The sequence below is a fragment of the Rhodoferax sp. LS1P39 genome, from assembly GCF_056521425.1.
The window spans coordinates 408,316-430,035 of record NZ_JBWMAV010000002.1 but is presented as its reverse complement, the minus strand read 5'-3'; the positions used below and the strand labels follow the sequence as shown (position 1 = coordinate 430,035).

The window sequence follows — 21,720 nt, the reverse complement described above, 5'->3', positions numbered from 1 at the left end:
CTGCGGTGCGATACTGGCCGCCCCCATTACAAAGAGACGCACGCAATGCAATACCGCCCCCTTGGCCGCACCGGCTGGAACATTTCAACCGTGAGCTTCGGCGCCTGGGCCATTGGTGGCACCTGGGGCGAGGTCAGCGATGCCGAATCCATGGGTGCGCTGCACCGCGCACTCGACCTGGGCGTGAACTTCTTCGACAGCGCCGACGTGTATGGCGATGGCCGCAGCGAACGCCTGCTGGCCCAGCTCAAACGCGAACGCAGCGAGCCGTTCTACATTGCCACCAAAGCCGGTCGCCGCCTGAACCCGCACGTGGCGGGCGGCTACAACCGCGAGAACCTCACCGCCTTTGTGGAGCGCAGCCTGGTCAACCTGAACACCGACGCGCTCGACCTGCTGCAACTGCACTGCCCACCCACCGACGTGTACTACATGCCCGAGGTGTTTGGCGTGCTGGACGACCTGCAAAAGGCCGGCAAGCTGCGCCATTACGGCGTGAGCGTGGAGAAGGTGGAAGAGGCGCTCAAAGCCATCGCCTTCCCCGGCGTGCAAACCGTGCAGATCATCTACAACCTGTTCCGCCAGCGCCCGGCGGATTTGCTGTTTGAAGAGACCCAAAAGCGCGGCGTGGGCATCCTGGCGCGGCTGCCGCTGTCCAGCGGTTTGCTCAGCGGCAAGATGGCGGCCGACAGCCACTTCGCTGCCGACGACCACCGCCTGTTCAACCGCGAGGGCGCGGCCTTCGACAAGGGCGAAACCTTCTCCGGCCTGGACTACGCCGTGGGCCTGCAGGCCGTGGAAGCCATGCGCCCCCTGGTGCCCGAGGGCATGACCATGGCGCAAATGGCGCTGCGCTGGATCCAGATGCACCCGGCAGTCACCTGCAGCATCCCCGGCGGCAAGCGCGCCACCCAGGTGGCCGACAACGTGGCCGCCGCCGACCTGCCTGCCTTGAGCGACAGCACCATGCAGGCGCTGGCGGATGTCTACGAGCGCTTCGCCAAGCCTTTGGTGCACCAGCGCTGGTAAGACGAATATGAGCACCGAAACCATCGGCTTCATCGGCCTGGGTTTGATGGGCCACGGCATGTCCAAGAACATCGTGGACAAGGGCTACCCACTCACGGTCTATGCCCGCAGCGATTCCGAGGCGGTAGCTGACCTGCTGCAGCGCGGTGCCACCCGGGCCGACTCGCCCCAGGCGCTGGCCGCGCAGGCCACGGTGGTGTTTTTGTGTGTGACCGGCTCCAAGGACGTGGAGGCGCTCATCCGCGGCCCGAACGGCCTGGCCAGTGGCTTGCGTGCGGGCTCGGTGCTGGTCGATTGCTCCACCGCCGACCCCACCTCCACCGTGGCCCTGGCCGCCGAGCTGGCCGCCATTGGCGTGACCCTGGTGGACGCGCCGCTGAGCCGCACGCCCAAGGAAGCCTGGGCGGGCACGCTGGACACCATGGTGGGTGCCGACCAGGCCACGTTTGACCGCATCCAGCCCATCCTGGCCACCTGGGCGGGCAAGGTGGTGCACATCGGCGGCCCGGGCGACGGCCACCGCATGAAGCTGGTGAACAACTTTATCTCGCTGGGCTACGCGGCGCTGTACGCCGAAGCCCTGGCGGTCGCGCAGGCGGTGGGCATCACGCCGCAGCGCGTGGATGCGGTGATCCGTGGTGGCCGCATGGACTGCGGCTTCTACCAAACCTTCATGGGCTACACGCTGGACGGCAACCAGGACGCGCACAAGTTCACCCTGCAAAACGCCTTCAAGGACCTGCGCTACCTGGAGTCCATGGCCGACGCTGCGGGTGTGGCCAATCCGCTGGGCAATGCGGTGAAAAATTCCTTTGCGCTGGCCGTGGGCGGTGGTGCGGGGCCGAAGTACGTGCCCATGCTGCCGCAGATCATCGGCCAGCTCAGCGGGGTGGATCTGGCCCCCAAAGTTGCTCCACCGCCAGCGGGAACAACCTGAAGCCTTTGCTACTGATTTATTAGCTTATCGTGCTTGTCCAATAAGCGCTGGGGGCTTATTTTGCACTTAACCCAAAAGCGCCCGCACGTGGTCGTTTAGAAAGCGCCCCTGCGGGTCCAGCTTGCGCCGCAGGGCGCGGAAATCTTCCGCCCGCGGGTACAGCGCGGTCACGTCGTCGGTGTCCAGAAAATGCATCTTGCCCCAGTGCGGGCGTGAGCCAAACCGGCGCAGGATGGCATCCACATCGCGCAGATAGTCCCAGTAGTCCACGCCCGGCTGGCCGGATACCGACAGCGTGATGCTGTCTTGCTGGTGGAACGGGCTGATCCAGGCCGGGTCGCCCGCAGTGAAGCGGTATTCGATGGGGAAGATGCAATTGGTGTGCTTGGTGAGCATCAGCTCGCGCACGGCGCGTACCGCCTCTTTGCCGTGCTGTACCGGCACGGCGTATTCCAGCTCGTGGAAGTTGGGCACGTACTCGATGGGGTAGATCTCGGACGAGTAGGCGATTTTTTCAAACGGTGTGTCCAGCGCCGGGCGCTCGGTAATGTCGATCACCTTCATCTCGCACACGTCAGCGGTCTTCGCCGTGGTAGTCAAGGGTGCATCCGCCGTATCGGCCAAACAGTACAGCTGGCGGCTGTGCGGCGTGGGGCACCAGAAAAAACCGAAATGCCGGTGCGTGGCGGCCAGCTCGTCGTGGCGGGCCATGCAGGTTTCGAAGTCGTCGCGCCACACGTGTTCATGCAGGTGGTAGGCATCGGTGACCTGCAGCGTCAGCTCGGAAATCACCCCCAGCGTGCCCACCGACACCTGGGCGGCGTGCAGCAGATCCTGGTCCGATCCATCCACCACCAGCACGCTGCCATCGGGCTGCACCAGCCGCAGCCCGGCAATCGAGGTGGCCAGGCAGCCCAGCTTGGCACCGGTGCCGTGGGTGCCGGTGGTAAAGGCACCCGCCACCGCCTGCGAGTCGATATCGCCCTGGTTCACCAGCGAAAAGCCGTGTGACTTGAGGGCAATGGCCAGGTCGTGGATGCGCGTGCCTGCGGCCACCGTGACCTGCTTCTTGGCATCGTCAAAGCGGTGCACGCCCTGCATCTGCGCCAGCGACAGCAGCACCCCGCCCGTGCCCACTACCGGCGTGAAGCTGTGGCCCGAGCCCGCCACGCGCAGGTTCAAATCCAGTCGGTCGGCCTCGGCCACCATTTCGCACAACTGGGCCTCGGACGTGGGCGCGCCCTTGTAGCGCGCAATGCACGACTGGTTGCCGACCCAATTGCGCCACAAACCGCCTTTTTCGAATTGCATGGGGACTCCGACGAAATGGGGTGAAATACATAGCGGCTTGTGCAGGGCTGACAAGCGCCAAAGCGCTATTTAACCTTAAATTTCCGGCAAGCCAACATGCCCAAGCCCAGCGCCACCAGGGCCAGCGATGCGGGCTCGGGCACGTCGTTGCGGGGGCTGAGCTGCACGTCGGCGATGGTCAACGACGACAGCACGGCAGTGTCGCCTACGTCCACCACGCCAAACGCCAGGCTGTGGTTGCCGCTGCTGCCCAGCGTGAGGCTGTAGCGGCCAAAGCCGGTTTCCAGCAGGGTGTCGCCCGTGCCGGTGAGCGTGGCATCGGCCGACCCGGCCAGGCGCAGCAGCACGCCGTCGAGCACTAAAAAGGCGTAGTCGGCAAAGCTGTCGCGGGTGCCAAAGTTCCACAGAAAGCTCAAAGTCTGGCCCGCGTTGGCGCTGAAGTTTTGGCTGGCCAGCGCGCCTTCGGTGGCGGCATCGAACACCGACACGTCCAACGCTCCGGCGACCAGGGCGCTGGCCGCCGTCAGCAGGCCCGCCTCGGCTGCATCGGTGCCCGAGCGGTTGAAGCTGGCCACCGGGTTGCCCAGGGCATCCACATCGTCGGCCACCACGGTGCTGGTGTTCAGGGTGAGTTGGCCGCCTTGTACGCTGGCGTCGCCCAGGGTGCTCCAGCCGGACAGTCCTGCGCTGAAGTTACCGTTGACGACGCTGGCCTGCGCGGTGCCGCACAGGGCGGCGATCAGGGACATGGCCAGGGTGGTGTGAGAGAAGAAGTTCATAGTGTGTGGAAATGTGAAAAGTTAACGCAGCACGATGTCGCGGGCGATCTGAATGTCAGCGGGGGCCAGGTTTTGCAGCGTTGCCAATGAGCGCCACACACCGCCAGCGTTGAATTGCAGCACGCTGTGGCTGCCGTTGGGCAGTACGCGCAGCAGGCTCTCGGCACCGGGTGCGTCTGCCGCATAGCCCAGGCTGGCCAGCAACAGGCGCAGGTCGAGTTGGTCCTTGGTGGGCACAAAGTCGGTGATGGTGTCGCCTGCATCGCGCAAATTTGTGATGGCAAACAGGTTGCGGCCCGCGCCGCCGCTCAGGGTGTCGGCACCCGCGCCGCCCACCAGCAGGTCGTCGCCGGGGGTGCCGCTCAGGGTATCGCGGCCTGCGGTGCCGGTGATGGTCTTGTACAGGTTCAGGCCCAGGACCACGGGGTCGTGGTCGGACGAGCGGTACGCGCTGGCGCTGTACAGGTCGGGGCCGCAGGTGGCGCAGGCGGGTTGCTTGAATTCCAGGTTGTAGTCCAGCACCGAAGGTTCATCGGCGTTGATGTGCCACTCGGTGGCGCGGACCACTTTGGGCGACATGCTGGCGGTGGTGATGGCGTGGTCAAGCCGACCCGCCGCGCCGTTGAACACGTACGAGTAGCCAAAGTTGCTGAAGCGGCCAATCTGGTCCACAAAGCCGTTGCTGGTGAGGTGGTGGACCGGGTCTTCCTGGCCGTAGGCGTTGAAGTCGCCCACCAGCAGCACGTCGTTGCTGGCGCTGCGGGTTTGCAGGCTGCCGACAAAGCTGCGCAAGGCCTGGGCCTGTTGCAGGCGCGTGCTGTTCCAGCAGCCTTGCAGGTCACCCTGGTCGGCATCCACACCGGTGGCATCGCCACAGCTTTTGGACTTGAAGTGGTTGACCACCAGGGTGAAGCGTTCGCCATTGGCGGCGGCAAACGTCTGGGCCAGGGGTGGGCGGTTGTGGATGGGGCTGGCATCGCTGGAGGCATCACCCACGCGGCCCAGCCGGGCGGGCTTGTAGATCATGGATACCTTGATGGCGTCGGTGCCCGTGCCAGTGCTGGGGTCGGGCACCACGGCGTAGGTGGTAGCACCCAGGCGGGCGTTGAGCGCATCGACCAGGTTTTGCGGCGCGGTGTTGCCGTTGTTCTGGATTTCCATCAGGCCTACTGCGTCGGCGTTGATGGCCAGCAGGGCTTCCACGATCTTGGCGCGCTGGCGCTCGAATTCGGCCAGGCTGTTGGCACCCCGGCAGTTGCTGCGCACATTGCTGGTGCCCAGCGTGCAGCCCTGGCCGGTCTGGCCGGAGGCGGTGGCCCCGGTGGTGAAGGTGGTGAAGAAGTTCAGCACGTTGAAGCTGGCCAGACGGATGTTGCCGCCCACGGCTTCGGGCGTGGCGGTGCGGGCGTTTTGGCGGCTGAACACCGGGGCTGCGGTCGGGTGGATCTTGTAGGAGCCGTAGTCGGTGTTGGTGGCGGTGGCCAGGCCGTAGTCGAGCACGCCGGTGACCGCGGCTACGGTGTCGCCCGCGCGCAAGGTGTTGTCTGCGCCCACATAGGGCATGGGGTTGGGGTTTTGCAGGCTGCTGCCGTCGTCCAGGATGAAGCTGCGGCGGGCGTTGTCGGCGTTTAGCGCCAGCGCTGGGGCACCGGGGCGCAGGCGGTTGGTGGGGTTTTCCAGGCGGCCCTGGGCCGACAAGGTGAGCTGGCCGTAGCGGCCCTGGAAGTAGTTTTGCGACACGGTCAACGGCCCGTTGATGGTGACCAGCATGCCCTCATAACGCTCGAAGTCTTCCACATCGGCCAGGGGCAGGGTGATGGCCACCGGGGCAATGCTTTGGCCGGTGCCGATGACGGACAGGCCGGTGATGGTGGTCAGCTCGGTCACGGTGTGGGCCAAGGTGTCGGCATTGGCGGCGGCACCAGTGTTGAACTCGACCACGCGGCCTGTCAACCGCACCAGGTCGCCCCGCGCCACGGTGGGGGCGCTGCCGGTGAACACCAGAATGCCGTCCGAGGTGGCCGGGTTGCCGTCGCCCAGCATGTCTTGCAGGTAAAAGCTGTTGTTGTTGATGCGTGTGACCACGCCGGTGGTGGTGACGGTTTGGCCCACCAGCGGGCTGGTGCCGGTGCTGCCCTGGATGGCATACACCGGCGTGTCAGCGGCCTGGGCCTGGGTAGAGGCGACCAGCAGCAGGGCGCTGAGGGCGGCGGTGGAGAGGGCGGTGCGGGAAAAACGCATGGATGTCCTTGGGGCTGTGGGTAGGCCGCACACTGTAGAGCGTGCCAGACCTGTGGATAGAACAGGTGTTGCGTTTGGGGGACCACCATGGTGGTGCCACCCGGACGCAGATCAACACTGCATTTTTATGGGCTGCAATGACAGTGGTGTGTCGATGGCACTGTGGGTTGCTGTACGCCACCCGGCGTATTCCCGTATCGGCGGGCCCCCCCTAAAGTCCACCCATCGCCGCATTTCACAACGGCGAGCCGGGTTCATTTACTTTACGGAGAAGCACACATGCAACGTCGATTCACTCTCAAGGCACTCACCGCCGCTGTCGCCCTGTCCTCCCTGTCCATGGTGCCCGCCCATGCGGCCGACACCATCAAGGTCGGTGTGTTGCACAGCCTGTCCGGCACCATGGCCATCTCGGAAACCGTGTTGAAAGACACCGTGCTGATGGCCATTGACGAAATCAATGCCAAGGGCGGCCTGCTGGGCAAGAAGCTGGAACCCGTGGTGGTGGACCCCGCGTCCAACTGGCCGCTGTTTGCCGAAAAGACCAAGCAGCTGCTGGGCCAGGACAAGGTTTCGGTGATCTTCGGCTGCTGGACCTCGGTGTCGCGCAAGTCGGTGCTGCCGGTGGTGGAAGAGATGAACGGCCTGCTGTTCTACCCCGTGCAGTACGAGGGTGAAGAGCTGTCCAAGAACGTGTTCTACACCGGTGCTGCACCTAACCAGCAAGCCATTCCCGCCGTGGATTATTTGATGAGCAAGGCCGGTGGCGGTGCCAAGCGTTGGGTGCTGCTGGGCACCGACTATGTGTACCCCCGCACCACCAACAAGATTCTGCGCGCCTACCTGCTGAGCAAGGGCGTGAAAGAGACCGACATCGACGAGAAGTACACCCCGTTTGGTCACTCTGATTACCAGACCATCGTGGCCGACATCAAGAAGTTCTCTGCCGGTGGCAAGACAGCCGTGGTGTCCACCATCAATGGCGACTCCAACGTGCCCTTCTACAAGGAACTGGGCAACGCCGGCCTGAAGGCCAAGGACGTGCCCGTCGTCGCCTTCTCGGTGGGCGAAGAAGAGCTGCGCGGTGTGGACACCAAGCCGCTGGTGGGCCACCTGGCTGCCTGGAACTACTTCATGAGCATCAAGAGCCCGGCCAACACCGAGTTCATCAAGAAGTGGTCGGCCTATGCCAAGGCCAAGAAGCTGCCCGGTGCCGACAAGCCTTTGACCAACGACCCGATGGAAGCCACCTACATCGGTATCAACATGTGGGCCCAGGCCGTGAAGAAGGCCAACAGCACCGACACCGACAAGGTGATCGCGGCCATGGCTGGCCAGAAGTTCAACGCACCCTCGGGCATCGTGTCCGAGATGGACGGCAAGAACCACCACCTGCACAAGTCGGTGTTCATCGGCGAAATCAAGGCCAACGGCCAGTTCAACGTGGTGTGGAAGACACCCGGCCCGGTGAAGGCTGTGCCATGGAGCCCGTTTATCGAAGGCAACGCTGGCAAGCCAGATGAGCCTGTGAAGAAGTAAGCACCTCGTTGCTTTTGTCTTTGGGCGCCTCTTGCTTTGGGCGAGAGGCGCCCTTTTTTTTCGGCAGGCTAAGTCTGCTGGAACAGTATTTGCATACAGATCTGGTATCGCTTCCATGCCCAACCAACAGGCCACTCCATGTTGATTCGACAACTACTCTTTGCTGCTACGCTTTTGGTAGCTGGTCACGCTTATGGATTAAGCGTTGACGAGGTAAAAGGCTTGGCAACCGGCGAAACCGAGGCACGTATCGAGGCCTTGAACAAAGCCGTGGTCAGCGCTGACGAGAAGACCGTCGCCTTCATCCAGGCCATCTCCGACGACCAGGTCAAGACACTGGAAGACAAGGTCTTTTTGATGCAGGGCGACAAGGCGGTAGACCCGGTCACGGGTGCCGAGCTGGCGCTGCCTGAGGAAGCCGAAGACATCATCAACAACAACCAGATGCGTGGCGAGCTGGACAATGCCCTGGCCGCCCTGCAGCTGTTTTCCAAAGACGACAAGGTGCGCGCCGCTTCGGTCACCACCCTGTTGGCCGAGCCCGACCCGGCCAAGCTGGCGCTGGTTGAAAAAGCCTTTGCCGCCGAGACCAACCCCGCCATCAAAGACCAGCTAGGCCTGCTGCGCGGTGCCCTGCTGCTGGGCAGCCCCGACAAGGTCCGCCGCCTGGAAGCCGCCGCCACCCTGGCCGACAGCGGTAACCCTAGCACCAAGACCGTGCTGCTGGCGCGCCTGACTGTCGAGACCGATGCGGATGTCAAAACCGCCCTGAACGCCGCCCTGGCCAAGGTCGAGGCCTCGCTGGCCTGGGGCGACAAGCTGGGTGCCGTCTTCAGTGGTATCAGCCTGGGCTCCATCCTGCTGCTGGTGGCCCTGGGCCTGGCCATTACCTACGGGCTGATGGGCGTGATCAACATGGCCCACGGCGAGCTGATGATGATTGGCGCGTATGCCACCTACTTGGTGCAAACCGCATTTCTCAAGTACCTGCCGAACGCGTTCGACTGGTATTTGCTGGTCGCCGTGCCAGCCTCTTTTCTGGCCGCAGCCCTGGTGGGCGCGGCGCTGGAACGCAGCGTGCTGCGCTTTCTGTATGGCCGCCCCCTGGAGACCTTGCTCGCCACCTGGGGGATCAGCCTGATGCTGCAGCAGGGCGTGCGCAGCCTGTTTGGCGCGCAAAACGTCGGCGTGGAAAACCCGGTGTGGATGAGCGGGGGCTGGCAGGTCATGTCCAACCTGTCGCTGCCCTACAACCGGCTGGTCATCATTGCGTTTGCGGTGGCCGTGCTGCTGGGCGTGGCCTGGCTGATCGGCAAAACCCGCCTGGGCCTGTTTGTGCGCGGGGTCACGCAAAACCGCCCCATTGCCTCGTGCATGGGGGTCAACACCGCGCGTATCGACACCTATGCGTTTGCACTGGGCTCCGGTATCGCCGGGCTGGCCGGATGCGCCCTGAGCCAGGTGGGCAATGTCGGCCCGGACCTGGGCCAGGGCTACATCGTGGATGCGTTCATGGTGGTGGTGCTGGGCGGCGTGGGCCAACTGGCGGGCACCGTCTACGCCGCCATGGGCCTGGGCATCTTGAACAAGTTTCTGGAGGGCTGGACCGGCGCGGTGCTGGCCAAGATTGCGGTGCTGGTGCTGATCATCATCTTCATCCAGAAGCGCCCCCAGGGAATTTTCGCCATGAAGGGCCGGAGTGCAGAAGCATGAGCAACGTTCAATTACCCCTTAAAGGCCCCTTGCTGACCCGTAGCGGCTGGAGCAGCTTCATGGTGGCGCTGATCGTGGTGTGCGCCGTGGCACCGCTGCTGAACCTGGTGGTGCCGGCCGACAGCATCTGGCACATGAGCGACTACGCCATTGGCCTGGTCGGCAAGATCATGTGCTACGCCATCGCCGCCCTGGCCATGGACCTGATCTGGGGCTACACCGGCATCTTGAGCCTGGGCCACGGCATGTTTTTCGCACTCGGCGGCTATGCCATGGGCATGTACCTGATGCGCCAGATCGGCCAGGACGGCAACTACAAAAGCGACCTGCCGGACTTCATGGTCTTTCTGTCGTGGAAAGAGCTGCCCTGGCACTGGGCGCTGAGTGGCAGCTTCGGGGCCACGCTGTTCCTGGTGGTGTTTGCACCGGGCCTGGTGGCGCTGATCTTTGGCTTCTTTGCCTTCCGCTCGCGCATCAAGGGCGTGTACTTTTCCATCATCACCCAGGCCATGACCTTTGCGGCCATGCTGCTGTTCTTCCGCAATGAAACCGGCTTTGGCGGCAACAACGGTTTCACCGACTTCAAGCGCATCCTGGGCATGCCCATGGCCACGCCGTCGATGCGCATGGTTTTGTTTGTGCTGACCGGGCTGACGCTGCTGGGCTTCTTCTTGTTTGCCAAATGGCTGGTGGGCAGCAAGTATGGCCGCGTGCTGCAGGCCATCCGCGACGCAGAAACCCGGGTCATGTTCTCGGGCTATTCGCCGCTGGGCTACAAGCTCAGCATCTGGGTGATTTCGGCTGTGATGTGCGGTGTGGCCGGGGCCTTGTACGTGACCCAGGTGGGCATCATCAACCCCAGCGAAATGAGTCCTGCGAATTCGATTGAGATCGCTGTGTGGGCGGCGGTGGGCGGGCGTGCCACGCTGATCGGGCCCATCCTCGGTGCCTTCATAGTCAACGGGGCCAAGAGCTGGCTTACCGTGGCCTACCCCGAGTTCTGGCTGTACTTTTTAGGGGCCTTGTTTATTGCCGTCACGTTGTTCCTGCCGGACGGTGTGGTGGGGCTGGTGAAGAAATTAAAGGGAGCCAAAGCATGACCCCCGATCTGATGGAAGAGGGCGCGCGCCGCCTGGAAGCCAAGGACCCTGCCTATGTGTCGGGCAACACCGAGTCCGGTGGCCGCGAAGCCGGTTTCTCGCGGCTGCACACACCCGGCGAGGTGGATGTGTCCCATGGCCGCATCCTGTACCTGGAAGACGTGCACGTGAGCTTTGACGGCTTCAAGGCCATCAACGGCCTGTCGCTGGACATTGCGCCCGGCGAGCTGCGCTGCATCATCGGCCCCAACGGTGCGGGCAAGACTACGATGATGGACATCATCACCGGCAAGACCCGGCCCAATTCGGGCACAGTGTTTTTCGGCAGCACCATCGATTTGCTGCGCCACAACGAGCCGCAGATCGCCCAACTGGGCATTGGCCGCAAGTTCCAGAAGCCAACGGTGTTCGAGCAGCTCAGCGTGTTCGAAAATCTGGAGCTGGCGCTGAAGATGGACAAAAGCGTCCAATCGTCCATGCTGTTCAAGCTGGATTCGGCCCAGAGCGACAAGCTGGCCGAGATGCTGGTCACCATCCACCTGGCCGACAGCGTGGGTCGCCAGGCAGGCAACCTCAGCCACGGGCAAAAGCAGTGGCTGGAGATTGGCATGCTGCTGATGCAAGACCCCAAGCTGCTGCTGCTGGACGAGCCCGTGGCCGGTATGACCGACGAGGAAACCGCCCGTACCGCCGAGCTGTTCTTGACGCTCAAGGGCAAGCATTCGCTGATGGTGGTGGAGCACGACATGGGCTTCATCCGCACCATCAGCGAAATCGTCACCGTGCTGTGCGATGGTTCCGTGCTGGCACAGGGGACGTTGGACCAGGTGCAATCGGATGAGCGGGTGATCGAGGTGTATCTTGGTCGGTAAATTTATTAGGGGTCAGACCCCTATTGGTCTGATGCCACTGTGGGTTGGCGTTAACGCTGGCCCCTGGCCGGGAGTTGCGCCCGGCGGCGCAGTAACTTTCTTTTGCTTGGCCAAAAGAAAGTCACCAAAGAAAAGGCCACCCCCACTACCTGCGTCCTCCGCTGCGCTGCGGAAACCTGCGGTGCTCGCTTCAGGCGGGGTCTGGCTAAACTCGCTGCGCTCAAACAACGCCAGCCCTTTTCCGCCTGAAGCTGCGCTCCTCGGCGCATCTAGAGGGGGACCCCGGGGATCGGGATCGGTGGCGCTTTGCGCCACATCGCGCCTAGGGCGCGAGCCCGGCAGGGCCGGGCTGGGTGTCCGCTCCCGCGTCCATGCCGTGTGGCGTCGGCGAGTAGCGCAGGGCTGGGCGGATCAGGGCTGGCGTTGTTTGAGCGCAGCGAGTTTAGCCAGACCCCGCCCAGACCGAGCAACGCAGCGTACCGGTACGCAGTGCCGGGCGACGACTTCGGCTGGCCTTTTCTTTGGTGACTTTCTTTTGGCCACGCAAAAGAAAGTTACTGCGCTGCCGGGCGCACGTCCCGGCCTGCTGATGGACGCTAACCAACGTACAGGCACGCGCCATCTCACAATCTGGAGTTAGCACCATGCTGAACGTCAAAAACATCAACCAATACTACGGCGGCTCCCACATCTTGCGGGATGTCAGCTTGCAATGCACCAAGGGCAAGGTCACCGTGCTGCTGGGCCGCAACGGGGTGGGCAAGACCACCTTGCTCAAATCGCTGATGGGCCTGGTGGCGATCAAGACTGGCACCATCGAGCTCGACGGCAAACCCATCCAGGGTTTCACGCCGTACGAACGCGCCCGCGCCGGGGTCGGCTTTGTGCCGCAGGGCCGCGAGATTTTTGCGCGCCTTACGGTGGAAGAAAACCTGCGCATGGGCCTGGCCTACAAGAGCGCCAGCACGCCGATACCCCCCGAGCTGTTCACGCTGTTCCCTGTCCTCAAGCAGATGATCAACCGGCGTGGCGGCGATCTGTCGGGCGGGCAGCAGCAGCAGCTGGCCATTGCCCGCGCGCTGGCGGCGGGGCCGAAGCTGCTGATCCTGGATGAGCCCACCGAGGGCATCCAGCCCAGCATCATCAAAGACATTGGCCGCGTCATCCGCATGCTGGCCGACCGGGGTGACATGGCGATTTTGCTGGTGGAGCAGTACTACGACTTCGCCCAGGAGCTGGCCGACGACTACCTGGTCATGGAGCGCGGCGAGTTCATCGCCCGCGGCCTGGGCAAGGACATGGAAGCCAACGGCGTGCGCAATCTGGTGGCGATTTGACCCTGGGGCCGCGGGGACCCTGGCCCGCATGAAAGAGTAACAATTTCATACAATTTCATGCGGAAGGCGATAAAGTGAGGGCTGTCGCATCCTTGCTCCTTGACTGGACGAAGCTCTAAGCCCATGACCTCTTTTTTCCAACGCGCGCTGTCCAAGTTGTTGGGTGGTAAGCCGACCCCAGCTACCCCTGCGCCGCCTGCCTCCGCCCCGCGTTCCAGCCGTCCTCAGCCTGTTGCCAGCCCGCCGCCCGTTGCGCCTGCAGCGGTGGCGGTCCCTCCCTCGCGTCCTACGCCGGTGGCCCTGGCGGCGCGGCGGCCCCTGATGGGGGCCAATGGCCAGGTGGCGGGTTTTGAGTTCCGTATCGACGACATGGCTTTGCGTGCGCTGGCCATGGGAGCCGACTCCGTCGCGCAGGCCGCGCATGTGGCGGCGGTGCTGGTGGCGGCCCGGCTGGTGGCCATGGACGGGCGCATCGGCTTTGCGCGCCTGCCCGCAGCCTGGTTGCCGCTGGCGGTGGTGCCCAAGAACGACGCAGGCACGGTGATTGGCGTGGAATTCAATGCGGCAGCGGCTCCCTTGTCGTCTGAGCTGATGTTCGGCGTGGCGGCCAAGGTGGCCGAGTTCCGTGCGGTGGGGGCCAAGCTGGCCTGGGGGGCGGGGCAGTCCATGGGCTCCAACCCCGACTTTTTGCTGGTCCGGCCCGGCACGCCTGCGGCGGTGACCGGGCTCATCGCTGCCGTCAAATCGCCGCCTGAGGGCCTGGCCAATATTCCGTTTATCGCCATTGACATGGCCAATGTGGAAGACCTGGAGCGTGCCCTGCACGGCGGCGTGCGCCTGGCCAGCGGTAGCCTGACCGCCACCGACATGGCCAAGACCGTAGCCGAAGCCGGGCCGCTGGCACCCGAGGTGGGCCGCGTGGCGCTGCTGATCAGCAAGCTGGCGGCGGGTGCCGACACGGCGGTCATCGTGGGCGACATCAAGGGCGACATCGGCGTGTCGGTGCGCCTGCTGCAGCGCATGAACAGTGCAGCCTACGCCCACCTGGGCGGCGTGGCCAGCATCGACCAGGCGGTGATGCTGCTGGGCCGCAACGACCTGCACCGCTGGCTGTCGCTGATGCTGATGCAGTTTGCGGGCAGCCGCCAGTTGTCGTCGGCGCTGCAAGAGGTGGCGCTGTGGCGCGCCCGCTTTGTGGAGCTGCTGGCGCTGGAGCGCGGCGAATCCGAACCGGGCCGCTTCTTTACCCTGGGCCTGGCCTCGATGCTGGGTTTGATTTTGAAAATGGCCCCGACCGACGTGGTGGCCACCCTGAGCCTGCCGCCCGAGGGCGCACAAGCCCTGCTGACGCAGTCCGGCCCCTGGTTTGTCTACCTGCGCACCGCGCTGGACGTAGAAAACCACACCGCCAGCGAAGCCAGCGCCGCCGCGGACGGCTTCACCAGCGCCACCCGGGTGCTGGAGCTGTCGGCCCAGGCCTGGACCTGGGCGGCAGAGAACAGCGTACGCGGGTCGGCTCCGGCAGCTTGATTTGAAATACTATGGATTTAATAGCTGCTCGTGCTTATTGAATAAGCGCTAGCACCCGTTTTATATAGATTTACCGGGTCCGCAAGCGCGGCCACAGCAGGTTCAGCACCAGGCCCAGCATCACCAGCGCCGCCGCCACCAGCTTCCACGCAGGCAGTGGCTCGCCCAGCCACCAGGCCGATGCGCCCATGCCAAACACGGGGACTAGCAAGGCCGTGGGCGTGATGGTGGCGGCCGGGTGGCGCGCCAGCAGCCAGCCCCAGGCGGCGTAGCCAAACAGGCTGTTGCCCCAGGCTTGCCAAGCCAGCGCCAGCCAACTGGGCACATCAGCCTGGGTGAGGCTGGTGCGCCAGGCATCCGCGCCCTCGAACACTAGCGACAGCAGCAGCAAAGGCGGCACCGCAAACGCGCTGGACCACACTACATAGGCCAGCATGTCCACCTTGCCCGCTTTGCGCGATGCCGTGTTGCCACCGGCCCACGACAGCGCTGCGCCCACCACCATCAAGAGCCCCAACGGTGTGGTGCTGCCGTCGGTGTGCAGCACGATCACCGCAATGCCCGCCACCGCCAGCCCCAGCGCACACCACTGGAAGGGCTGCACCCGCTCGTGCGTGGTCCGCATTGCCAGGCCGATGGTGAAAAACACCTGCACCTGCACCACCAGCGAAGCCAGCCCCGGCGAGATATGCCCTTGCATGGCCAGGTACAGCAGGCCAAACTGCCCCACGCCAATCAACAGCCCGTAGGCCGCCAGGTTGCCCCAGCTGGCCGTCGGGCGCGGCAGAAACAGCACCGCGGGCAGCAGCGCCAACGCAAACCGCAACGCTGCCAAAAACAGCGGCGGGAAGTGCACCAGCGCCACCTTGATCACCACAAAGTTGCTGCCCCACACGGCCACCACGGCCAAGGCAAGCAAAAGGTGGCGCAGGGGCAGGGATGTAGGCATGGGGTGGAAACTATGGTTTTTGTAGCTGCTTGCGCTGATGGAATAAGCGCTAGAGGCCTATTTTTTATAAATTCTAGCCGCCCGGATGGGACACAGGTTTCGGGCGGTTTCCAGTCGTTGCATACAAGCGTGTGCGCTCCTAAAATGGCGAGACTATCCCAGGAGCCCGACATGGATGTCTCTTCAGTCTACCGGCAGACCGCACAGCCGATTTCTTCCTCCAATGCCCCCCAGCCCGCGCAAAACCGCGCCGCCCGGCCCGACGATGCCGACCTGAAAAAAGCCGCCGAGGTCACCGAATCCAAGCCGCCCAAACCCGTGGTCAACAGCCAGGGCCAAACCACCGGGCGCATCGTCAACACCACCGCCTGAGCCTGCGCCACAGGGGCTCGCCATGGTCAGCATCGCCTTGAATAGCAGCCCCGCGCCGTCGCCCTCGGCCACGGCGGACAAGACGCGGGTGGTCCAGGCCCGGCGCGATGCCGAGCAGGCCCAGAACACCGCCGACGACCTGCGCCGCCATGCCGACAGCGCCGAACGCACGGCCCAGGTCAGCCAGGAGAACGCCCGGTCTCTCGCCGAGCGCAGCAACCAGCTGGTGGCCAACTACGTGCAGTCTCTGCGCGTGGCCCAGAACGAGCCCCGCACGCTGGGCACGGGCGTGGTGTCGCGGTTGTACGCCGATCCGCCTGCGGCCTCGTTGCTGCTGCCGCCCGTGGTGAATGCGCAAGGGCAGGCCACCGGCCAGCTGGTCAACCTCAGCGCCTGATACCATCTCACCGGGTCTGCCCACACCGGGGTAACACGGTGTTTCATATTCGGCAGGCCACGTCGCTCGGACGGTTCCGGGCGCTTACGTGAGATATATCAACATGGCTGCATCCCCCGCAGGCAAGCGCCGTTTCGCGCGCATTGACCGGCTTCCCCCCTACGTCTTCAACATCACGGCCGAACTCAAGCTGGCCGCGCGCCGCCGTGGCGAGGACATCATCGACATGAGCATGGGCAACCCCGACGGGGCCACGCCCGCGCACATCGTCGCCAAGCTCACCGAGGTCGCGCAGCGGCCCGACACCCACGGCTATTCGGCCAGCAAGGGCATTCCGCGCCTGCGCCGCGCCATCAGCAAGTGGTACCAAGACCGCTACGCGGTCGACATCGACCCCGACAGCGAAGCCATCGTCACCATTGGCTCCAAGGAAGGCCTGGCCCACCTGATGCTGGCCACGCTGGACCGCGGCGACACAGTGCTGGTGCCCGACCCCAGCTACCCCATCCACATCTACGGCGCGGTGATTGCCGGGGCCGACATCCGCAGCGTGCCCATGGCCGAAGGCGTGGACTTCTTTGGCGAGCTGGAAAAAGCCATCCGCGGCAGCTACCCCAAGCCCAAGATGATGGTGCTGGGCTTTCCCAGCAACCCCACGGCGCAGTGCGTGGAGTTGCCGTTCTTCGAGAAAGTGGTGGCCTTGGCCAAGAAGCACGACATCTTTGTGGTGCACGACCTGGCCTATGCCGACATCACCTTCGACGGCTGGAAGGCCCCGTCCATCATGCAGGTGCCAGGCGCCAAGGACATTGCGGTGGAATTTTTCACCTTGAGCAAGAGCTACAACATGGCGGGCTGGCGTATCGGCTTCATGGTGGGTAACCCCGACCTGGTGGCGGCCCTGGCGCGCATCAAGAGCTACCACGACTACGGCACCTTCACGCCGCTGCAGGTAGCGGCCATCGCCGCGCTGGAGGGCGACCAGGCTTGCGTGGCCGAGATCGCCGCCACCTACCAAAGCCGCCGCGACGTGCTCTACAAGGGCCTGATGGAGGCCGGTTGGCAGGTCGATTGCCCGAAAGCCAGCATGTACATCTGGGCGCGCATCCCGCCGCACTACGCGGCCCTGGGCTCGCTGGAATTTGCCACGCAGCTGCTGGCCAAGGCCAAGGTGTCGGTGTCGCCCGGCATCGGCTTTGGTGACCACGGCGACGGCCACGTGCGCTTTGCCCTGATCGAAAACGAGGCCCGCATCCGCCAGGCGGTGCGCGGCATCAAGGCGATGTTCAAGGCCGACGGGGTGCCTGTGGCGTGAAAGTGTCAGGACTTACGCAAGTTCCCCCTGTAAGCCCGAAGGGCGATACAGGGGCGCCGCGCAAGTCCTAATTGTTTCAGGGTGTTGCATCTTGACCATAATCGGATGCCGCCCTATTCTGGCTTGGCTTACCTACATGGAACATGAACCGCATGAAAACTGATCCAAGGACCGAGGCGCACAGTCGCCTGCAGGCGCTGCTGGCGCGAGAGACGGGTGCGCCGGTATCGCCCGTGGTACAGGCGGAGCTGGCCGCGATTGTGGATGTGGCCCTGGGCGGCCCCGACACCGCCAACCTGCCGGTGGAGAGCCGCGAGGTCACCATTCTGGTGGCCGATTTGCGTGGCTTCATTGCGCTCACGTCCTCGCAGCCCGCAGGCACCATCGTCACCATGCTCAACCTGTGCCTGGAGCGCATGAGCGCGGTGATCTACCGCTACCAGGGCGTGATCGACAAGTTCACCGGCGACTCCATGACCGTGCTGTTTGGCGCGCCCGTGCAGCGGCCCGACGACGTGATGCGCGCCATGGCCTGCGCGGTGGAGATGCAGCTGGCCATGCGCCTGCTGAACGACCAGTACCAGCGGGGCCGCATGCCCGAGCTGTTCATGGGCATCGGCCTGAACACCGGCACGGTGATGGCGGGGCGGTTTGGCTCGGAGGCGTTTTCGCAGTACACGGTGATCGGCAACCAGGTCAGCCTGGCCTCGCGTATCGAGTCTTTCAGCCTGCGCGGCCAGGTGCTGATCAGCGAAACCACCTACCAGCGCTGCCACGGCACGGTGTCGGCCACCGAGCCGGTGGAGGTGTTTGTGGCGGGCAAGCTGGTGCCTGTGAAGGTGCGCGAGCTCATCGCCATCCCCAGCCTGCACCTCAAGGTGCCGCGCCAGGAGTTTCGCCGCAGCCACCGGGCCGAGGTGCGCATTCCCTGCAGCCTGCAGATCCTGGAAGGCACCACGGTGCTGCCCAACGCCATCAAGGCCCACATCCTGGACATCGGCTACCACGGCGTGCTGCTGGAGCTGGACTTGCCGATCGAGGTGGGTTTCGACGTGAAGCTGAACTTTGACATGACCCTGGTCGAGTACCCGGTGACCGACATCTACGCCCGGGTGATGAAGACCAAGCACGAAGACGGCCACTTGCTGGCGGGCCTGGAGTTCACCGCCCTGGGTTCTGAGACCAACGCCAAGCTGCAGATGTTTGTGCAGATGCTGGTGGGTGCCAGCTAGTCTTTTGATAGCTGGTCACGCTTATGGAATAAGCGCCAGGGCCTGATTTGGCTTACATGGACCAGATGCGCGGGCGGGTGGCCGACAGACCCCAGAAGTGCGCCCGCCACGCCGCCCACACCTGTTTCACCAGGTCCATCGCGGGCTCGACCAGCGGGGCCAGCACCCGCACTACCACCACCTGGCCGTCGGGGCTGGTGGCACCCGCAGTGTGGTGCAGGCTGTGGGCGTCGATCACTTGCCGGGCCACATCCAGCGCTGCTGCCTGCCGCTGCCGGTCCAGCTTGCTGCCTGCCAAAAAGAACAGCGAAGCCATGCACTTGTAGCCCGCCAGGCCCAGCGGGCTGTCCATCAGGCGCGTATCCAGCGCGTCGATGCGGCCCCGCTCCAGCCACACGCCGGGCAGCTCGAGGTGTTGCACAAACTGGCCCTGGGCAAACGGCTGGTTGGCCTGTGGCAGGCCAAAGGCGGTCACGTCCCAGCCCATCAGTTCCGCCCCCGGCTCCAGCTGGAAACGCACGCGGTTCTCGGCGTGGCACTGGTGGTAGCAAATCGCCTCGGTGGGCAGCCATTCGAGCCGTCCGCCGCTGGCGACATGGATCTGGGTGTTTTGCAGTGCCAGCGGGCCTGCCGAGCGGTAAAACCGGGTCGCACCGGGGGTGGTGATCAGGCCGTGGGCTCCGGACTCCACCTGCACGGTGATGTCCAGCGTGTCGCCGCCGACCAGCCCGCCGGGCGGGTGTACCAGCACGTTGTGGCAGATGGCATCGCCCTCGGGGTACAGGCTTTGCAGAATGCGCAGGGGGCCCTGGTGCTGGTGGCGGGCCACGCTGCGGGCGGCTTCGAGGCGGTAGTTCAGGTCAAGTTGGGCGTGCCAGGACATCGTCAAAAAAATGGTTTAGGACTTACGCAGCGCCCCTGTATCGCCCTTCGGGCTTACAGGGGGAACTTGCGTAAGTCCTGTGGGTTCAAGGTGGATCGGAAGGGAGCAGGCCCGGTGGCAAGAACGCATGGCGCGGCACGGGCGGCTCTGCCGGTTGCCAGCCGGGCAGGGCGCGGGCCTTGGCGCCGCCGCCGGTACGCAGCATCAACGCGCCCGCAGGCCGCTGCGGCTCGCCCAGCACCGAGCGGCCATGGGCCGGGGCGAAGCGGCTGCGCAGGTCTTGCACGCGGGCTTGCAGGCTGGCACCGCCGTCCATGCTGTGGCTGTCCATGGTGCTGCTGTAGCGCTGCAGCACCAGAAAAGCGGTGTCGATGAGGCGGGCGTTCAAGGTGGTCTGGCCGTGGGTCAGCAGGTTGTCTACCGCGCCGCGGGGGTCGCCGTGCAGGCTCAGCGAGATGGCGCTTTCGGTGATCTTGGTGATTTGGGCGTTGCAGGCGCGAATACGTTCGGCGTGCGCCGGGTGGGCGGCCGCCGCAGTCACCAGCAGCTCGCTCAAAGGCCGGGTGGTGCAAAAGCGCATGCCCAAGGTGTCGACGGTGGCCTCGATCTGGTCGATAAACACCTTGCGCTGCGCCAGCGCACAGGCCAGGGCCAGCAGGTTGGTGGCGGCTTCAAAGTCAAATTCAGGGGCGCTGAGCTGCCCGGCCAGCGTCTTGACCGCCTCGACCGCCGCCGGATACTGCTGCTCTTGCACCAACATGAGCGCGGCGATGGTGGCTGCGTGGCGCTCGGTGCGTACGGTGTCGGTGCTGCGGGCGGCCACGCGTTTGTAATCTTCCTGGCAGCGCAGCAAGGCTTTTTTGTCGCCGGATTCCAGCCGCAAAAACGCCAGCAGCACCAGCGCCTGGCAGTCCAGCATCTTGGAGTCCAGGCCCATGCGCACGGTGCGCTCCAGCAACTGCTCGGCCTGTTTGCGGTCGCCCACATAGGCCATCAGCAGACCGAAGTTCTGCGCCCGGGTGATGGAGTGGGGCGAGCGCTGGGCCGCGTTCTGGTAGGCCTCCAGCGCCTGCGGGTACTTGCCCAGCTCAAACTGGGCCCGGCCCAGCATGTCGAAGGCATCGGCGTAGTCGGGGTTCTCCAGCAGCAGCTTCTCCAGCGCGCTGGCCGCCTTGGCCGCCTGGCCGCTTTCCAGCAGGGTGCGGGCAATGCCCAGCCGGGCCCAGAGCATGGGTTTGGCGGCAATCACGGCGTTCAACAGCGTCAAGGCCCCTTCGAACTGGCCGGTGCGCAGCAGCAGGTCGGCGCCCATGCGCGCGGCATACAGCCAGAACGGGCCTTTGGCGGCAAAACGCTGCAGGCACAGGCGGGCGGCCTGGTCAAAGTTGCCGTTGTCGATGGCCTCGAAGATCTCGCGCAGCGACAGCTTGCGGGTGCGGGCCTGGTACAGCCGCTCGCCCAGGCTGTTGGCGCTGTGCGGCTTGAGCAGGTAGCCGTCCAGGGCCGATTCGGCGGCATCGGCCACCTTGGCATAGGTAGCCTCGGCGGTGACCATGATGAACACGGTGGAAAACGGCAGCAGCTGGTTGCGCCGCAGGTCGTCCACCAGGTCTTGGCCCGAGAAACCCCGGCTTTCAAACGCGTGCTCGCACAGCACTACATCAAAGCGTTCTTGCTCCAGCAGCTTGCGCGCGGCGGTGGTATTGACGCACTGCACCACCTTGCCCAGGCCAAACTCCCGCAGCTGCGCCACCAGGATGGAGCGGGAGGTGGCGTGGCTGTCGATCACCAGCGCCTGGCTGGTGGAGAGGTCGTCGGGGCGGGATTCCACGGAGTTGGGTGGGCTTCAGGCTTGGGTGTTGAGCAGCGTTCCCAGCACCGCATCCTGGGTTTTGAACACGTTCAGGTTGGCCAGAAATGCGTTCTTGGCCTGCAACTGGGCCACCACATCGCCCTCCAGGCCTGTGCTGGGCTGGCTGGCGCGGCTGACCTGGGTGCCGACGCCGCCACCCGCCTGGGTGCTTTGTTCCACCTGCAGCGGCTGGAACCCTTCGGTCTGGCTGTTGGCCACGTTGTGGGCAGACACCTGCAGCCGGGTTTGCGCCGACTGCAGGCCCGACAGGGCGATCGAAGAGGTGGAGGCGGTAATAAACATGGGGTGCCGATCCGGCGCGCATTTTTCAA

The 21,720-nt window shown here is 64.6% G+C and carries 19 protein-coding genes; 12 read left to right on the top strand and 7 right to left on the bottom strand.

The window, feature by feature from the left end:
• Positions 1 to 45 precede the first annotated feature (45 nt).
• Positions 46 to 1,029, top strand: coding sequence for an aldo/keto reductase (locus AC097O_RS05360; RefSeq protein WP_479591824.1), 984 nt, complete (start codon positions 46 to 48; stop codon positions 1,027 to 1,029).
• 7 nt (positions 1,030 to 1,036) lie between these two features.
• Complete coding sequence (locus tag AC097O_RS05355) at positions 1,037 to 1,966, top strand: NAD(P)-dependent oxidoreductase (protein WP_479591823.1); 930 nt, start codon at positions 1,037 to 1,039, stop codon at positions 1,964 to 1,966.
• 66 nt (positions 1,967 to 2,032) lie between these two features.
• Here AC097O_RS05355 and AC097O_RS05350 read toward each other — a convergent pair whose 3' ends face one another.
• The 3 genes from AC097O_RS05350 to AC097O_RS05340 all read right to left on the bottom strand — a co-directional run bounded on the left by AC097O_RS05350 (position 2,033) and on the right by AC097O_RS05340 (position 6,297).
• Positions 2,033 to 3,277 (bottom strand): D-arabinono-1,4-lactone oxidase, encoded by a 1,245-nt coding sequence (locus tag AC097O_RS05350; protein ID WP_479591822.1) that lies wholly within the window; start codon positions 3,275 to 3,277, stop codon positions 2,033 to 2,035.
• 65 nt (positions 3,278 to 3,342) lie between these two features.
• Entirely contained in the window at positions 3,343 to 4,056 is a 714-nt protein-coding gene (locus AC097O_RS05345; RefSeq protein WP_479591821.1) for a PEP-CTERM sorting domain-containing protein, read from the bottom strand.
• A 21-nt stretch (positions 4,057 to 4,077) separates the two neighbouring features.
• The gene (locus AC097O_RS05340) at positions 4,078 to 6,297 is read right to left on the bottom strand and encodes an ExeM/NucH family extracellular endonuclease (RefSeq protein WP_479591820.1); all 2,220 of its coding nucleotides are present in this window, start codon (positions 6,295 to 6,297) and stop codon (positions 4,078 to 4,080) included.
• Positions 6,298 to 6,576: 279 nt separating this feature from the next.
• Between AC097O_RS05340 and urtA the strand changes: the two genes are divergently transcribed.
• From urtA to AC097O_RS05310, 6 genes are all read left to right on the top strand, one after another.
• Positions 6,577 to 7,836 (top strand): urea ABC transporter substrate-binding protein, encoded by a 1,260-nt coding sequence (gene urtA / locus AC097O_RS05335; protein ID WP_315185488.1) that lies wholly within the window; start codon positions 6,577 to 6,579, stop codon positions 7,834 to 7,836.
• Between the two features lie 138 nt (positions 7,837 to 7,974).
• Complete coding sequence (gene urtB, locus AC097O_RS05330) at positions 7,975 to 9,549, top strand: urea ABC transporter permease subunit UrtB (protein WP_479591819.1); 1,575 nt, start codon at positions 7,975 to 7,977, stop codon at positions 9,547 to 9,549.
• Positions 9,546 to 10,649, top strand: a complete 1,104-nt coding sequence (gene urtC / locus AC097O_RS05325; protein ID WP_479591818.1) for an urea ABC transporter permease subunit UrtC — start codon at positions 9,546 to 9,548, stop codon at positions 10,647 to 10,649. Before urtB ends, urtC begins: the two co-directional genes overlap by 4 nt.
• Positions 10,646 to 11,521, top strand: a complete 876-nt coding sequence (gene urtD / locus AC097O_RS05320; RefSeq protein WP_479591817.1) for an urea ABC transporter ATP-binding protein UrtD — start codon at positions 10,646 to 10,648, stop codon at positions 11,519 to 11,521. Before urtC ends, urtD begins: the two co-directional genes overlap by 4 nt.
• A 644-nt stretch (positions 11,522 to 12,165) precedes the next feature.
• A complete protein-coding gene (gene urtE / locus AC097O_RS05315) occupies positions 12,166 to 12,858 on the top strand; it encodes an urea ABC transporter ATP-binding subunit UrtE (RefSeq protein ID WP_479591816.1) in 693 nt (230 codons plus the stop codon).
• A gap of 123 nt (positions 12,859 to 12,981) precedes the next feature.
• Entirely contained in the window at positions 12,982 to 14,388 is a 1,407-nt protein-coding gene (locus AC097O_RS05310) for an HDOD domain-containing protein (protein ID WP_479591815.1), read from the top strand.
• 70 nt (positions 14,389 to 14,458) lie between these two features.
• Here the strand turns inward: AC097O_RS05310 and AC097O_RS05305 are convergent, their stop codons facing one another.
• Positions 14,459 to 15,337: an EamA family transporter gene (locus AC097O_RS05305; protein WP_479591814.1), complete on the bottom strand. Its 879-nt coding sequence runs from the start codon at positions 15,335 to 15,337 to the stop codon at positions 14,459 to 14,461.
• Positions 15,338 to 15,508: 171 nt separating this feature from the next.
• On the opposite strand from AC097O_RS05305, the gene AC097O_RS05300 reads away from it, so the two are divergent.
• The 4 genes from AC097O_RS05300 (at position 15,509) to AC097O_RS05285 (ending at position 18,653) form a co-directional block, all read left to right on the top strand.
• Positions 15,509 to 15,709, top strand: coding sequence for a hypothetical protein (locus tag AC097O_RS05300; RefSeq protein ID WP_315185503.1), 201 nt, complete (start codon positions 15,509 to 15,511; stop codon positions 15,707 to 15,709).
• 22 nt (positions 15,710 to 15,731) lie between these two features.
• Positions 15,732 to 16,106, top strand: coding sequence for a hypothetical protein (locus AC097O_RS05295; RefSeq protein WP_315185505.1), 375 nt, complete (start codon positions 15,732 to 15,734; stop codon positions 16,104 to 16,106).
• Positions 16,107 to 16,209: 103 nt separating this feature from the next.
• The gene (gene alaC / locus AC097O_RS05290; RefSeq protein ID WP_479591813.1) at positions 16,210 to 17,421 is read left to right on the top strand and encodes an alanine transaminase; all 1,212 of its coding nucleotides are present in this window, start codon (positions 16,210 to 16,212) and stop codon (positions 17,419 to 17,421) included.
• 152 nt (positions 17,422 to 17,573) lie between these two features.
• Positions 17,574 to 18,653 carry an adenylate/guanylate cyclase domain-containing protein gene (locus AC097O_RS05285; RefSeq protein WP_315185509.1) on the top strand — a complete coding sequence of 360 codons (1,080 nt, stop codon included), beginning with the start codon at positions 17,574 to 17,576 and terminating at the stop codon, positions 18,651 to 18,653.
• Between the two features lie 52 nt (positions 18,654 to 18,705).
• Here AC097O_RS05285 and AC097O_RS05280 read toward each other — a convergent pair whose 3' ends face one another.
• From AC097O_RS05280 to AC097O_RS05270, 3 genes are all read right to left on the bottom strand, one after another.
• On the bottom strand, positions 18,706 to 19,536 hold the full coding sequence (locus tag AC097O_RS05280) for an urease accessory protein UreD (RefSeq protein WP_479591812.1): 831 nt from the start codon (positions 19,534 to 19,536) through the stop codon (positions 18,706 to 18,708).
• An 85-nt stretch (positions 19,537 to 19,621) separates the two neighbouring features.
• Complete coding sequence (locus AC097O_RS05275; RefSeq protein WP_479591811.1) at positions 19,622 to 21,367, bottom strand: response regulator; 1,746 nt, start codon at positions 21,365 to 21,367, stop codon at positions 19,622 to 19,624.
• A 15-nt stretch (positions 21,368 to 21,382) separates the two neighbouring features.
• Positions 21,383 to 21,691 (bottom strand): flagellar basal body protein, encoded by a 309-nt coding sequence (locus tag AC097O_RS05270; RefSeq protein WP_479591810.1) that lies wholly within the window; start codon positions 21,689 to 21,691, stop codon positions 21,383 to 21,385.
• Positions 21,692 to 21,720: the final 29 nt, after the last annotated feature.

Excerpts from the sequence above, each read along its gene's own strand:
- AC097O_RS05280 (WP_479591812.1), bottom strand. The coding sequence starts at position 19,536 with ATGTCCTGGCACGCCCAACTTGACCTGAACTACCGCCTCGAAGCCGCC.
- AC097O_RS05300 (WP_315185503.1), top strand. The coding sequence starts at position 15,509 with ATGGATGTCTCTTCAGTCTACCGGCAGACCGCACAGCCGATTTCTTCC.
- AC097O_RS05350 (WP_479591822.1), bottom strand. The coding sequence starts at position 3,277 with ATGCAATTCGAAAAAGGCGGTTTGTGGCGCAATTGGGTCGGCAACCAG.
- AC097O_RS05285 (WP_315185509.1), top strand. The coding sequence starts at position 17,574 with ATGAAAACTGATCCAAGGACCGAGGCGCACAGTCGCCTGCAGGCGCTG.
- urtE (WP_479591816.1), top strand. The coding sequence starts at position 12,166 with ATGCTGAACGTCAAAAACATCAACCAATACTACGGCGGCTCCCACATC.
- AC097O_RS05345 (WP_479591821.1), bottom strand. The coding sequence starts at position 4,056 with ATGAACTTCTTCTCTCACACCACCCTGGCCATGTCCCTGATCGCCGCC.
- AC097O_RS05360 (WP_479591824.1), top strand. The coding sequence starts at position 46 with ATGCAATACCGCCCCCTTGGCCGCACCGGCTGGAACATTTCAACCGTG.
- AC097O_RS05355 (WP_479591823.1), top strand. The coding sequence starts at position 1,037 with ATGAGCACCGAAACCATCGGCTTCATCGGCCTGGGTTTGATGGGCCAC.
- urtC (WP_479591818.1), top strand. The coding sequence starts at position 9,546 with ATGAGCAACGTTCAATTACCCCTTAAAGGCCCCTTGCTGACCCGTAGC.
- urtD (WP_479591817.1), top strand. The coding sequence starts at position 10,646 with ATGACCCCCGATCTGATGGAAGAGGGCGCGCGCCGCCTGGAAGCCAAG.
- AC097O_RS05310 (WP_479591815.1), top strand. The coding sequence starts at position 12,982 with ATGACCTCTTTTTTCCAACGCGCGCTGTCCAAGTTGTTGGGTGGTAAG.
- urtB (WP_479591819.1), top strand. The coding sequence starts at position 7,975 with ATGTTGATTCGACAACTACTCTTTGCTGCTACGCTTTTGGTAGCTGGT.
- AC097O_RS05305 (WP_479591814.1), bottom strand. The coding sequence starts at position 15,337 with ATGCCTACATCCCTGCCCCTGCGCCACCTTTTGCTTGCCTTGGCCGTG.
- AC097O_RS05295 (WP_315185505.1), top strand. The coding sequence starts at position 15,732 with ATGGTCAGCATCGCCTTGAATAGCAGCCCCGCGCCGTCGCCCTCGGCC.
- AC097O_RS05340 (WP_479591820.1), bottom strand. The coding sequence starts at position 6,297 with ATGCGTTTTTCCCGCACCGCCCTCTCCACCGCCGCCCTCAGCGCCCTG.
- urtA (WP_315185488.1), top strand. The coding sequence starts at position 6,577 with ATGCAACGTCGATTCACTCTCAAGGCACTCACCGCCGCTGTCGCCCTG.
- AC097O_RS05270 (WP_479591810.1), bottom strand. The coding sequence starts at position 21,691 with ATGTTTATTACCGCCTCCACCTCTTCGATCGCCCTGTCGGGCCTGCAG.
- alaC (WP_479591813.1), top strand. The coding sequence starts at position 16,210 with ATGGCTGCATCCCCCGCAGGCAAGCGCCGTTTCGCGCGCATTGACCGG.